The following is a 12,576-nucleotide window of genomic DNA, read 5'->3' as shown; positions in this document are numbered from 1 at the left end:
TCACTGATCGAAAGTTGATTTTCAAGAACCGTTCTGACAGCTTCGGCTTTGAACTCTTTAGAGTAACGTTGGTTTTTTCTGCTCATTATTAGCTCCTTCTGATGCCATTCTATTTCAGGAAGGAGTGTCCGTTAAACTCAGGCTACCTCAACCTTTCGCTTTCCACGGAATATTTTTAGCCTCTTTTTCGGCGTAAACCGCGATACTTTTCCCATCAACGATAAGTGAATCTTCCGTAAAATCAACGCTCCAGGGGAATGGTCCGTAGTTTGAATCATGTTTCAGCAGGTAGGCGAGAATTTTTGGGGAAGTGAGATCATTAATAGCGACAACGTCTATGTTTGCTTTTGACTTCAAGTAATCGACGCAACACCAGTCGACCGATACGACCAAAACCGTTAATACCAACCTTACTCATGGTTTTCTCCTGTCAGGAACGTTCGGATGAAAATTGATCCTTTCCAGGCTTAGCCCAGGATTGTGGGATGGGCAATCTCCATTCTTACAGTGAAACGTAACGTACTGAAAACGGGTGAACAATATTTAATGAAATTTTGAGAAAAGCCCGTTATGTTAACGGAACATTATGTTAAAGCAGGAAATGTTATGGAAAATAAATACTCAAGGTTACAAATCAGCATTCACTGGCTGGTCTTTTTGCTGGTTATCGCAGCGTATTGCGCAATGGAGTTTCGGGGTTTCTTCCCACGTAGCGATCGGCCACTCATCAACATGATTCATGTTTCCTGCGGCATCTCAATTCTCGTGCTGATGGTCGTTCGTCTTTTGTTAAGGCTGAAATACCCAACCCCGCCGATTATACCTAAGCCAAAACCGATGATGACGGGACTGGCGCATTTGGGACATTTGGTGATTTATCTCCTGTTTATTGCGCTGCCAGTGATTGGTTTGGTGATGATGTATAACCGGGGCAACCCGTGGTTTGCGTTTGGTTTGACGATGCCTTACGCTTCAGAGGCCAATTTCGAACGGGTTGATAGCTTAAAGTCGTGGCATGAAACGCTGGCGAATCTGGGATATTTTGTCATCGGGTTGCACGCTGCGGCTGCACTGGCACACCACTATTTCTGGAAGGACAACACACTTCTACGCATGATGCCGCGTAAACGTTCCTGAAGGATATTTAAAGAAAACGCCTGTACTAAAACCGACCCGTGGTACAGGCGAAGAATACGGGTCTACATCGGAAGCGCCTATTATATTTATTTGTATGACAAATAAAACCATAATCCTTGCCCATACGTCCATCTGGCTTATTTTTAATCAATTCACCCGATCTTTGATCTCATCAACGGTATCAAAATAAACCAGCGTATAACGTTCAAATCGAACATAAGATTCGATAAACCATGGAGGTTATATGAAAAAACTGGCACTTATTTTGTTTATGGGAACGCTTGTTTCCTTTTATGCCGATGCCGGGCGCAAACCCTGTTCTGGTTCGAAAGGGGGGATCTCACACTGTACGGCAGGCGGCAAATTTGTCTGTAATGATGGTTCTATTAGTGCCTCGAAAAAAACATGCACTAACTGAAGTGTAAAAGGGGTGCCATGAGAAAATGAATCTGCTAGTCAGATGCGCGGGGAAAATCCCCGCGCTTGCCCTTACCTGGACGTGCAGGCCATGAGCGCAGCAACCTCCTTATCACCGTCCCGGAACCGCAGTTCGTAGAGCGTTTGTCGGGTCAGGAGTGTGAATGTCAGAATCGTAATGCAGATAATGAGCAGACACACCACCAGAGGGTTGTGCTTCATAGCCTTTCTCCTTGCCGGATGGCGGGTAAGAGGCTAAGATCTGAATTGCTAGGTTCATTCGTTGGCCTCGGTTGATAGAAATATCGGTCGGGGCTTCGTCTTTCTGATTCCCGGTTAGCCTGAAAACAGAAAGTCTCAGGCACCCGCAGGCATCCTATGAGGTTTCCTTAGGGACGAAAATAATCACTTCACGAAATTGCGTGCTGTTTTCCAGAATTTTTCGTCATTCGGATTAGCCAGTTTAGCCATTCGTTACTCTCTTCATTCCAATAGCATTAATTTTCTCTGCAATAATTGTTGTAAAAATGTGACGCAAAGAGGTTTTTGGTCATAAGTAATTACCGTCAAGTGCCGATGACTTTCTATCAGGAGTAAACCTGGACGAGAGACAACGGTAATGAATACAACTCCCTCACAGCGATTAGGTTTTTTGCATCACATCAGGCTGGTTCCGTTATTTGCCTGCATTCTTGGCGGTATCTTAGTTCTATTCGCATTAAGTTCTGCTCTGGCTGGCTATTTCCTCTGGCAGGCCGATCGCGATCAGCGTGATGTTACTGCGGAGATTGAGATTCGGACCGGGTTAGCGAACAGTTCAGATTTTTTGCGTTCAGCCCGGATCAATATGATTCAGGCCGGGGCTGCGAGTCGTATTGCGGAAATGGAAGCAATGAAGCGAAATATTGCGCAAGCCGAATCGGAGATTAAACAGTCGCAGCAAGGTTATCGTGCTTATCAGAATCGACCGGTGAAAACACCTGCTGATGAAGCCCTCGACACTGAATTAAATCAACGCTTTCAGGCTTATATCACGGGTATGCAACCTATGTTGAAATATGCCAAAAATGGCATGTTTGAAGCGATTATCAATCATGAAAGTGAGCAGATCCGACCGCTGGATAATGCTTATACCGATATTTTGAACAAAGCCGTTAAGATACGTAGCACCAGAGCCAACCAACTGGCGGAACTGGCCCATCAGCGCACCCGCCTGGGTGGGATGTTCATGATTGGCGCGTTTGTGCTTGCCCTGGTCATGACGCTGATAACATTTATGGTGCTACGTCGGATCGTCATTCGTCCACTGCAACATGCCGCACAACGGATTGAAAAAATCGCCAGTGGCGATCTGACGATGAATGATGAATCGGCGGGTCGTAATGAAATCGGTCGCTTAAGTCGTCATTTACAGCAAATGCAGCATTCACTGGGGATGACAGTAGGGACTGTTCGACAGGGCGCGGAAGAGATTTATCGTGGCACCAGCGAAATTTCAGCTGGCAATGCGGACCTGTCATCTCGCACCGAAGAACAAGCGGCGGCTATCGAACAAACTGCCGCCAGCATGGAGCAACTCACTGCGACGGTGAAACAGAATGCGGATAACGCGCATCATGCCAGCAAACTGGCGCAAGAGGCTTCTATTAAAGCCAGCGATGGCGGGCAGACGGTTTCCGGTGTAGTAAAAACGATGGGCGCTATCTCCACGAGTTCGAAGAAAATTTCTGAGATCACCGCCGTCATCAACAGTATTGCTTTCCAGACGAATATTCTGGCACTGAATGCTGCCGTTGAAGCCGCGCGAGCGGGTGAGCAAGGGCGTGGATTTGCCGTTGTCGCCAGCGAAGTACGGACACTCGCAAGTCGCAGCGCTCAGGCGGCGAAAGAGATTGAAGGCTTGATCAGTGAATCAGTCAGGTTAATTGACCTGGGGTCGGATGAGGTGGCAACGGCCGGGAAAACCATGAGCACTATTGTTGATGCCGTCGCGAGTGTCACACATATCATGCAGGAAATCGCCGCCGCCTCGGATGAACAAAGTAGAGGCATAACGCAGGTTAGCCAGGCGATTTCTGAAATGGATAAGGTGACGCAACAGAATGCTTCTCTGGTAGAAGAGGCCTCAGCGGCGGCGGTGTCCCTTGAAGAACAGGCGGCACGATTAACTGAGGCGGTGGATGTATTCCGTCTGAACAAACATTCTGTGTCGGCAGAACCTCGCGGAGCGGGTGAACCAGTTAGTTTCGCTACGGTGTGAAAATGTTCAAGGAGGGATCGACAGATCCCTTCACCTTTCAGAACGGCATTGATTTTCGAATAGCGTTAATCATCAACTGGCAACCAGAAGAGAACATCGCATCTACGCGGGTCAGTATTCCAATCGGTTCGCCTGCACCATGTCCCGGAACAGGCAGGGCCACCAGCGTGGCATGACGCAGGTCGTCTTTTACCGCGCCAGAAGGGACAAACCACACGTAGTCGTATTCAACCGTAAGTTGACGAGATAGCGAAGCAGACAGCGTTTCGATACAACCCGAAGGAATTTTACATCCCTGGCTCTGTACTAATGCATCTGAATGCTGGCGTGGCGCAGTGCCTTCTGGTGATACAACGACCGGCCATTCCAGCACTCGGCTTAGCGTTACGTTCTCCTGAAGTAGCGGGTGATTAGGGCGGACAACCAGCTTCAGCGATTCAAGAAACAGCAGTTCGTAATTAAGCCCGGTCATCAGTTCAGGATCTGACATCCGACCAATGCCGATATCGATTTCCCCGGTTTTCAAACCCGCCAGAATCATAGGGTTACTCATTGTCGCAACTTGCAAGGTCGTCTCTTTTTGTTGCTGATGAAACTGACCTATAACCGAAGGTAATATCCCCAGTGCCGCAGTAGGTAGTGCACCAATCCTGACGACATCATTATTAAGACCTTCTTTACGATGAAGCGACTGTCCGGCAGTGTTGATGGCGTCAAGAACTCTGACTGCATGCGTTAAAAATTGTTCGCCGGGTAAGGTAAGTTGCGCCCCCTGACGACCACGCTCAAACAAGCGAGCGCCCGTCAGCTGCTCCAGTTCATTCAATGTCTTAGAGAGCGCAGGTTGACTCAAATTAAGGGTTTCAGCCGCGCGCCCCAAAGTTCCTTGTTGTGCGACAGCTACGAATGTATGAAGGTGGCGCAAACGGATGCGCTGACTAAACAGACTATTTTTTCCATAAGCGATGTTAAAAACGAAGCGGTGTCGCTGACAAGTGAAGTTGTTTGATTATGATAACTTGATTGCAAAATATAATTAACAATTAAAGCAATTGTGTTACAGCAAAATGGATAATATTGATGTTTTCGCGGCGAGATCACAGTTTGTAAATTCTTCCCGCCAGAGTGAATGCGGTTACCTACACTCCAGATTACTGACCACTGGAGGCAGACACTATGGCGAACAGCATCACGGCGGATGAGATTCGGGAACAGTTTTCGCAGGCAATGTCAGCCATGTACCAGCAAGAAGTTCCGCAGTACGGCACGCTGCTGGAACTGGTAGCTGATGTGAATCTGGCTGTGCTGGAAAACAATCCTCAACTGCACGAAAAAATGGTAAATGCAGACGAGCTGGCGCGACTGAATGTTGAACGTCATGGGGCGATTCGCGTTGGGACTGCACAAGAGCTTGCTACTCTTCGGCGGATGTTTGCCATTATGGGGATGTACCCGGTGAGCTATTACGATCTCTCGCAGGCAGGGGTGCCGGTACATTCGACAGCATTTCGGCCCATTGATGATGCTTCTCTGGCGCGTAATCCCTTCCGCGTTTTTACCTCCTTACTCCGCCTTGAGCTTATCGAGAACGAAGTTTTGCGCCAGAAAGCGGCGGAGATTCTGCGTCAGCGCGATATCTTCACCCCACGTTGTCGACAACTGTTAGAGGAATATGAGCAGCAGGGCGGTTTTAACGAAACACAGGCACAGGAATTTGTGCAAGAGGCCCTGGAAACGTTTCGCTGGCACCAGTCAGCAACGGTAGATGAAGAAACCTATCGCGCCTTGCACAACGAACATCGGTTGATTGCTGATGTGGTCTGTTTTCCTGGATGCCATATCAACCACCTGACGCCACGTACGCTGGATATTGACCGGGTGCAGTCGATGATGCCTGAATGCGGAATTGAACCCAAAATTCTCATCGAGGGGCCGCCGCGCCGCGAGGTACCGATTTTACAACGCCAGACCAGCTTTAGAGCACTGGAAGAGACGGTGTTGTTTGCGGGGCAGAAACAGGGCACGCATACCGCGCGCTTTGGTGAAATTGAGCAGCGTGGCGTGGCATTAACGCCGAAAGGGCGACAACTGTATGATGATCTTCTGCGTAACGCTGGAACCGGGCAGGATAATCTCACACACCAAATGCATTTACAGGAAACCTTCCGCACTTTTCCTGACAGTGAGTTTTTAATGCGTCAGCAAGGGTTGGCATGGTTCCGGTACCGTCTGACGCCTTCGGGTGAGGCGCATCGTCAGGCGATTCATCTTGGAGACGATCCACAGCCTTTAATTGAACGTGGTTGGGTAGTGGCGCAACCCATCACCTATGAAGATTTCTTGCCCGTTAGCGCGGCGGGGATCTTCCAGTCAAATCTGGGTAATGAAACGCAGACACGCAGTCACGGTAATGCCAGTCGCGAAGCATTTGAGCAGGCGTTGGGTTGTCCGGTTTTGGATGAGTTCCAGCTTTACCAGGAAGCGGAAGAACGCAGTAAACGTCGCTGTGGTTTGCTTTAAATTCTGACCATCCGCCTTTGCAAAAATTTGCCTGATTTTACAAACGAATCAGGCTCATCCCATCGACATAAAAAAAATGCCGATTTATGCATATTCTCTCAGTTCAACAATTGGATTATTAATAAATATTGTCTAGAGTGAGCGGTCATAAATAAGCACTTTCTTGCCGCTGAAAACGACCAGCGCGGGACCATTCACAACACCAGAAGGACTCACTTTCAGGTATGGATCGTAGACGATTTATTAAAGGTTCAATGGCTATGGCCGCCGTGTGCGGTACCAGCGGCATTGCTTCTCTTTTTTCTCAGGCGGCATTCGCGGCAGATTCTGATATTGCCGACGGGCAAACCCAGCGTTTTGACTTCTCCATTCTACAGTCAATGGCGCACGACTTAGCGCAAACAGCGTGGCGTGGTGCGCCTCGTCCGTTACCTGACACGCTGGCGACAATGACGCCGCAGGCTTATAACAGTATTCAATACGACGCCGAAAAATCGCTCTGGCATAACGTTGAGAACCGTCAACTGGACGCTCAGTTCTTCCATATGGGAATGGGATTCCGTCGCCGCGTTCGTATGTTTTCTGTAGATCCAGCAACACATCTGGCGCGTGAAATTCACTTTCGCCCGGAGTTGTTCAAATACAACGATGCGGGTGTTGATACAAAACAATTAGAAGGGCAAAGCGATCTCGGCTTTGCCGGTTTTCGCGTGTTTAAAGCCCCCGAACTGGCGCGCCGTGATGTAGTATCATTTCTCGGCGCGAGTTATTTCCGCGCCGTTGATGATACATATCAATACGGTTTGTCGGCCCGCGGCCTGGCGATCGACACTTACACCGACAGTAAAGAAGAGTTCCCCGACTTTACCGCCTTCTGGTTTGATACGGTAAAACCGGGGGCAACTACCTTTACCGTTTATGCGTTGCTCGATAGCGCCAGCATTACTGGTGCCTATAAGTTCACTATCCATTGTGAGAAAAGTCAGGTGATTATGGATGTGGAAAATCACCTGTATGCGCGCAAAGACATTAAACAGCTGGGCATTGCGCCGATGACCAGTATGTTCAGCTGCGGTACTAATGAACGTCGGATGTGCGATACAATTCATCCGCAAATTCATGACTCTGATCGTCTGTCCATGTGGCGGGGCAACGGCGAGTGGATTTGCCGTCCGCTGAATAATCCGCAAAAATTGCAGTTCAATGCTTACACCGACAACAACCCGAAAGGGTTTGGTTTATTGCAACTGGATCGTGACTTCTCCCATTATCAGGACATTATGGGCTGGTATAACAAACGCCCAAGTCTGTGGGTGGAACCGCGTAACAAGTGGGGTAAGGGCACCATCGGCCTGATGGAAATCCCAACAACGGGCGAAACGCTGGATAACATTGTCTGTTTCTGGCAGCCAGAAAAAGCTGTAAAAGCAGGTGATGAGTTTGCATTCCAGTATCGTCTGTACTGGAGTGCGCAACCGCCTGTTCATTGCCCATTAGCGCGCGTTATGGCGACGCGTACCGGCATGGGCGGTTTCCCGGAAGGTTGGGCGCCAGGTGAACACTATCCCGAAAAATGGGCGCGTCGTTTTGCCGTCGATTTCGTTGGTGGTGATCTGAAAGCTGCCGCGCCAAAAGGCATTGAGCCGGTGATTACGCTTTCCAGTGGGGAAGCGAAGCAAATCGAAATTCTCTATATTGAACCCATCGATGGTTATCGTATTCAGTTTGACTGGTATCCGACTTCGGACTCCACTGATCCGGTCGATATGCGGATGTATCTACGTTGTCAGGGGGACGCTATCAGTGAAACATGGCTGTATCAGTATTTCCCGCCAGCGCCGGATAAACGTCAGTATGTTGACGACCGCGTGATGAGTTAATCGTTTTTTCTTCGGCACCTTCTTCGGGAGGTGCCGTCTGGTTAAACACGATCCCGCTCGCATTTTTCCCTAAGTTAAATGAGTAATCTGATGGTGTGTATTTCAGATACATCTTGTCAGCCACTAACAGGGAGTGCGTATGTTTCCAGAATACCGAGATTTAATATCCCGTCTGAAAAACGAAAATCCTCGCTTTATGTCCTTGTTCGATAAACACAATAAACTTGATCATGAAATTGCCAGAAAGGAAGGTTTCGACGGTCGAGGGTACAATGCGGAAGTGGTCCGCATGAAAAAACAAAAGCTACAGTTAAAAGATGAGATGCTCAAAATCCTGCAGCAGGAGAGCGTCAAAGGGGTGTAAACTTTCCTAAGCCGCCAGCCAGGCGGCTTTTTTAACAACAGCATGGATTGACTGGAGATAAGATGACTGAAACGATAAAAGTAAGCGAATCACTTGAATTACATGCTGTTGCGGAAAGTCACGTCACACCTCTTTATCAGTTAATCTGTAAAAATAAAACCTGGTTACAGCAGTCGCTAAACTGGCCGCAGTTCGTTCAGAGTGAAGAGGACACGCGAAAAACGGTGCAGGGTAATGTGATGTTGCATCAACGCGGCTATGCCAAAATGTTCATGATTTTCAAAGAAGATGAACTTATCGGCGTTATCTCGTTTAATCGTATTGAACCACTGAATAAAACTGCTGAAATCGGCTACTGGCTGGACGAATCTCATCAGGGGCAGGGGATCATTTCTCAGGCGCTGCAGGCATTGATTCATCATTACGCTCAGTCTGGTGAACTTAGACGCTTCGTGATCAAATGTCGGGTGGACAATCCGCAAAGCAACCAGATCGCTTTGCGCAATGGTTTTATCCTTGAAGGTTGCCTGAAACAGGCTGAGTTCCTGAATGATGCCTATGATGATGTGAACTTATACGCGCGTATTATCGATTCATAATAACCCTGCCAGCGGCGTTCGCGTAATGCGCTCCTCGCCGTTAATGACTTTTGGACCACGGACATGAACCGTGTCGCCATCAAAGGCTTCAACGACGGCGTGGTCGGTTAACTCCACATGGTTTTCAATTATCACCGCACCTGAAATACGGCTCTCACCTTGTATTACAACGTGCTCGTCGAGCAGAATCGGTTCACCACGTACCACGGCATTTCCGCCAATCAAGACATGATGTTTTAACACACAATTACCTTCCACAATGGCATATTCCGCCACCTGCGAACTGTAATGAATCGTCGGAATGGCATCTTCTTCTATGCCAGCTTTCACCTGCGCGTGACCGTAGACTTTAGCGCAATCGCATAGCCAGATGTTGTTCTCTTCATTACCTTCAACACTGGCAAAATCAAAAACTTCGGCGCGATGTTCAATAAAAGCATACCGGACGACGGCATCGCCATAAATTTGTGCCTGGTGGACAATACGCGAGGCGCTAACCCTTGCGCGATCATAAATTTGGAGCAGGAGTTGATGGTCGGGCGTTAAGCCTTGTGCGGCGACGATCATAGAATGTTGATCAATTAAGGCGTGACCAAATATTCTACATTGCCCGTAAACTAATGAGTCATGAATGGTGACACTGTCACTTATATATGCACCCTGACTGATTTCACTATTATCGATCCAGACGTTATCCGTTGCGTAAACCTCTCCCCACAGCACGCTGGTGCCGGTGATACGCGTATTACCAGAAATCACCGTTCCGCCGAACGCAATAGCATTCTGGTCGTAAATCCAGCAATTTCCTTCCTATGCTAACACCGTTTCGCGATCGATCCAGCCGCCAGCGGTTCCTGCTATCACATCGTTAAAATCGCTAATGGCGATAATCTGCCGTAATAACACACTTTTTTAGTGCCATCTTCCTGATAACTAAAGGCTCGCTGTTCTTCACTTAGACGATATTTGCGCATAGCGTTTTCTCACAGGTGACTTACTATAACCGTAGCAAATTCTGCGGCTCTGGCTATGCTCGAGAAAATTCCATAAAATGCATTTCAAATATACTTTATAAATTAAACAAAATGAGTAAGAAGATGCAGAGCGATAAAGTGCTCAATTTGCCGGCAGGCTACTTTGGTATTGTGTTGGGGACGATAGGGATGGGATTTGCCTGGCGCTATGCCAGCCAGGTTTGGCAGGTCAGCCACTGGTTAGGGGATGGGCTGGTGATTCTGGCGATGATCATCTGGGGATTATTAACTAGCGCATTTATTACCCGACTCATACGCTTTCCGCATAGCGTGCTGGCGGAAGTTCGCCATCCAGTGCTGAGCAGTTTTGTGAGTTTGTTTCCGGCAACGACGATGCTGGTGGCGATTGGTTTTGTTCCGTGGTTTCGCCCACTGGCGGTGTGCCTGTTCAGTTTTGGTGTCGTGGTTCAGTTGGCTTATGCCGCCTGGCAAACTGCGGGATTATGGCGCGGATCTCACCCTGAAGAAGCTACCATGCCTGGACTGTATCTGCCGACAGTTGCCAACAACTTTATCAGCGCAATGGCCTGTGGTGCGTTGGGCTACACCGACGCCGGTCTGGTGTTTTTAGGCGCAGGCGTTTTCTCATGGCTAAGCCTTGAACCGGTGATCTTGCAGCGTCTGCGCAGTTCGGGAGAATTACCCACGGCACTGCGGACATCACTCGGCATTCAGCTCGCTCCTGCGCTGGTGGCCTGTAGTGCCTGGTTGAGCGTCAACGGCGGCGAGGGTGATACGCTGGCGAAAATGCTTTTTGGTTATGGACTGCTGCAACTGCTGTTTATGCTACGTCTGATGCCATGGTATCTCTCCCAGCCATTTAATGCTTCATTCTGGAGTTTCTCGTTCGGCGTATCTGCACTGGCAACCACCGGTTTGCATCTGGGGAGTGGCAGCGAAAATGGATTTTTCCATACGCTGGCGGTACCGCTGTTTATCTTTACCAATTTTATTATTGCAATACTGCTCATCCGTACTTTTGCGCTTCTGATGCAGGGAAAATTGTTAGTCAGAACCGAGCGCGCTGTTTTAATGAAAGCAGAGGACAAAGAATGATCATTCGTGACGAAAACTATTTTACTGATAAATATGAATTAACCCGCACACACTCTGAAGTACTGGAAGCGGTGAAAGTGGTTAAACCGGGTAAAACGCTGGATCTGGGCTGTGGCAATGGTCGTAACAGTCTTTACCTGGCAGCCAATGGTTATGATGTTGACGCATGGGATAAAAATGCCATGAGTATCGCCAATGTAGAGCGCATTAAATCCATTGAAAATCTGGATAATTTACACACCCGAGTCGTTGATCTGAATAACCTCACATTTGATAGACAGTACGATTTTATTCTTTCGACTGTGGTACTGATGTTCCTTGAGGCTAAAACCATCCCAGGGCTGATTGCCAATATGCAACGTTGCACTAAACTTGGTGGTTACAACCTGATTGTGGCGGCGATGGATACCGCTGATTATCCATGTACCGTCGGCTTCCCGTTTGCCTTCAAAGAGGGAGAATTACGTCGATATTACGAAGGCTGGGAGAGGGTGAAATACAATGAAGACGTCGGCGAGCTGCACCGCACCGACGCCAACGGTAATCGTATTAAACTGCGTTTCGCCACGATGCTGGCACGTAAAAAATGACCCGCTAAGAATAAGGCGCGTGAAAATTCCCCACGCTGAGATGATTTACTGTTCTTCTTTTCGGTAAGCATATTTTTTATCGAAGGGATGTGAAATTAATCACAGTAGTCGAAGTTTTTTAGCAGCTTAACTTACTGAAATTTAACTACTGATGATTGACTTAGCCCCTTTTTCGGCATTGACTATGTCGTCTGAAAAGGGGCTGAAAAATTTATTTTCACCAACACTTTTTTTGCCACAACACGAAGCGGCGCTTTTTGCTATAACTTAAAAAGTAATATAATCATCTCAGGAAACTATTCATGCGTACCACATCATTTGCGAAAGTTGCAGCTTTATGCGGCTTGTTGGCTCTGTCTGGTTGTGCCTCTAAAATCACCCAGCCAGATAAATATTCTGGTTTTTTAGGTAATGCTGCCAACTTACTGATTTAGTGTATGATGGTGATTTTAAGGTGCTTGCGTGGCTTCCATTTCCATCAGATGTCCTTCCTGCTCCGCTACTGAAGGCGTGGTGCGTAACGGCAAAAGCACTGCCGGACATCAGCGCTATCTCTGCTCTCATTGCCGTAAAACATGGCAACTACAGTTCACTTACACCGCCTCTCAGCCCGGTACGCACCAGAAAATCATTGATATGGCCATGAATGGCGTCGGATGTCGCGCCAGTGCACGCATTATGGGCGTTGGCCTCAACACGGTTTTACGTCACTTAAAAAA

14 protein-coding genes and 3 pseudogenes are annotated in these 12,576 nt (G+C 48.1%); 12 read left to right on the top strand and 5 right to left on the bottom strand.

Going from position 1 to position 12,576, the window contains the following annotated elements; genetic code table 11:
- Together BGK49_RS28915 and BGK49_RS02065 are read right to left on the bottom strand one after the other, a co-directional pair.
- The coding region (locus tag BGK49_RS28915; RefSeq protein ID WP_069375691.1) for a transposase at nucleotides 1–86 on the bottom strand (86 nt) is incomplete at its 3' end.
- Between the two features lie 64 nt (nucleotides 87–150).
- Nucleotides 151–418 (bottom strand): annotated as a pseudogene (locus BGK49_RS02065) (glyceraldehyde 3-phosphate dehydrogenase NAD-binding domain-containing protein); the annotation flags it as partial.
- A gap of 188 nt (nucleotides 419–606) precedes the next feature.
- Between BGK49_RS02065 and cybB the strand changes: the two are divergent.
- The 3 genes from cybB (at nucleotide 607) to yncP (ending at nucleotide 1,649) form a co-directional block, all read left to right on the top strand.
- Nucleotides 607–1,137 (top strand): cytochrome b561, encoded by a 531-nt coding sequence (gene cybB / locus BGK49_RS02060; protein WP_000428998.1) that lies wholly within the window; start codon nucleotides 607–609, stop codon nucleotides 1,135–1,137.
- 244 nt (nucleotides 1,138–1,381) lie between these two features.
- The gene (locus BGK49_RS02055) at nucleotides 1,382–1,555 is read left to right on the top strand and encodes a YdcA family protein (protein WP_000731833.1); all 174 of its coding nucleotides are present in this window, start codon (nucleotides 1,382–1,384) and stop codon (nucleotides 1,553–1,555) included.
- Nucleotides 1,556–1,580: 25 nt separating this feature from the next.
- Nucleotides 1,581–1,649: a hypothetical protein gene (gene yncP, locus BGK49_RS30810; RefSeq protein WP_212591405.1), complete on the top strand. Its 69-nt coding sequence runs from the start codon at nucleotides 1,581–1,583 to the stop codon at nucleotides 1,647–1,649.
- Here yncP and hokB read toward each other — a convergent pair.
- On the bottom strand, nucleotides 1,627–1,776 hold the full coding sequence (gene hokB / locus BGK49_RS02050) for a type I toxin-antitoxin system toxin HokB (protein WP_001320773.1): 150 nt from the start codon (nucleotides 1,774–1,776) through the stop codon (nucleotides 1,627–1,629). The two genes, yncP and hokB, sit on opposite strands and share 23 nt — an antisense overlap.
- 397 nt (nucleotides 1,777–2,173) lie before the next feature.
- On the opposite strand from hokB, the gene trg reads away from it, so the two are divergent.
- Complete coding sequence (trg, locus tag BGK49_RS02045; RefSeq protein ID WP_001098564.1) at nucleotides 2,174–3,814, top strand: methyl-accepting chemotaxis protein Trg; 1,641 nt, start codon at nucleotides 2,174–2,176, stop codon at nucleotides 3,812–3,814.
- Between the two features lie 37 nt (nucleotides 3,815–3,851).
- Here the strand turns inward: trg and BGK49_RS02040 are convergent, their stop codons facing one another.
- A complete protein-coding gene (locus tag BGK49_RS02040; protein ID WP_032335682.1) occupies nucleotides 3,852–4,781 on the bottom strand; it encodes a LysR substrate-binding domain-containing protein in 930 nt (309 codons plus the stop codon).
- Between the two features lie 209 nt (nucleotides 4,782–4,990).
- On the opposite strand from BGK49_RS02040, the gene hglS reads away from it, so the two are divergent.
- The 4 genes from hglS (at nucleotide 4,991) to rimL (ending at nucleotide 9,177) form a co-directional block, all read left to right on the top strand.
- A complete protein-coding gene (hglS, locus tag BGK49_RS02035) occupies nucleotides 4,991–6,334 on the top strand; it encodes a 2-oxoadipate dioxygenase/decarboxylase HglS (protein WP_069375686.1) in 1,344 nt (447 codons plus the stop codon).
- A gap of 224 nt (nucleotides 6,335–6,558) precedes the next feature.
- Complete coding sequence (gene opgD, locus BGK49_RS02030) at nucleotides 6,559–8,214, top strand: glucan biosynthesis protein OpgD (protein ID WP_000375956.1); 1,656 nt, start codon at nucleotides 6,559–6,561, stop codon at nucleotides 8,212–8,214.
- A gap of 139 nt (nucleotides 8,215–8,353) precedes the next feature.
- A complete protein-coding gene (locus BGK49_RS02020; RefSeq protein ID WP_004983724.1) occupies nucleotides 8,354–8,578 on the top strand; it encodes a YdcH family protein in 225 nt (74 codons plus the stop codon).
- 62 nt (nucleotides 8,579–8,640) lie between these two features.
- Nucleotides 8,641–9,177 carry a 50S ribosomal protein L7/L12-serine acetyltransferase gene (rimL, locus tag BGK49_RS02015; protein WP_000140882.1) on the top strand — a complete coding sequence of 179 codons (537 nt, stop codon included), beginning with the start codon at nucleotides 8,641–8,643 and terminating at the stop codon, nucleotides 9,175–9,177.
- Here the strand turns inward: rimL and ydcK are convergent.
- Nucleotides 9,172–10,151, bottom strand: a pseudogene (gene ydcK / locus BGK49_RS02010) (YdcK family protein). The gene rimL and the pseudogene ydcK sit on opposite strands and share 6 nt — an antisense overlap.
- Before the next feature lie 123 nt (nucleotides 10,152–10,274).
- Between ydcK and tehA the strand changes: the two are divergent.
- From tehA to BGK49_RS01995, 4 genes and pseudogenes are all read left to right on the top strand, one after another.
- Nucleotides 10,275–11,267 carry a dicarboxylate transporter/tellurite-resistance protein TehA gene (tehA, locus tag BGK49_RS02005; protein WP_004983796.1) on the top strand — a complete coding sequence of 331 codons (993 nt, stop codon included), beginning with the start codon at nucleotides 10,275–10,277 and terminating at the stop codon, nucleotides 11,265–11,267.
- Nucleotides 11,264–11,857 carry a tellurite resistance methyltransferase TehB gene (gene tehB / locus BGK49_RS02000; RefSeq protein ID WP_000586728.1) on the top strand — a complete coding sequence of 198 codons (594 nt, stop codon included), beginning with the start codon at nucleotides 11,264–11,266 and terminating at the stop codon, nucleotides 11,855–11,857. Before tehA ends, tehB begins: the two co-directional genes overlap by 4 nt.
- Nucleotides 11,858–12,159: 302 nt before the next feature.
- Nucleotides 12,160–12,282, top strand: a pseudogene (locus tag BGK49_RS24995) (DUF3313 domain-containing protein); the annotation flags it as partial.
- 37 nt (nucleotides 12,283–12,319) lie between these two features.
- On the top strand, nucleotides 12,320–12,576 hold a 257-nt coding region (locus BGK49_RS01995; protein WP_024259250.1), incomplete at its 3' end, for an IS1-like element transposase.

Source organism: Shigella sp. FC1544 (assembly GCF_001722145.1).
Taxonomy (GTDB): Bacteria; Pseudomonadota; Gammaproteobacteria; order Enterobacterales; family Enterobacteriaceae; genus Escherichia; species Escherichia coli.
The sequence above is the reverse complement of the archived record's forward strand: the minus strand, read 5'-3'. Positions and strand labels throughout refer to the sequence as shown.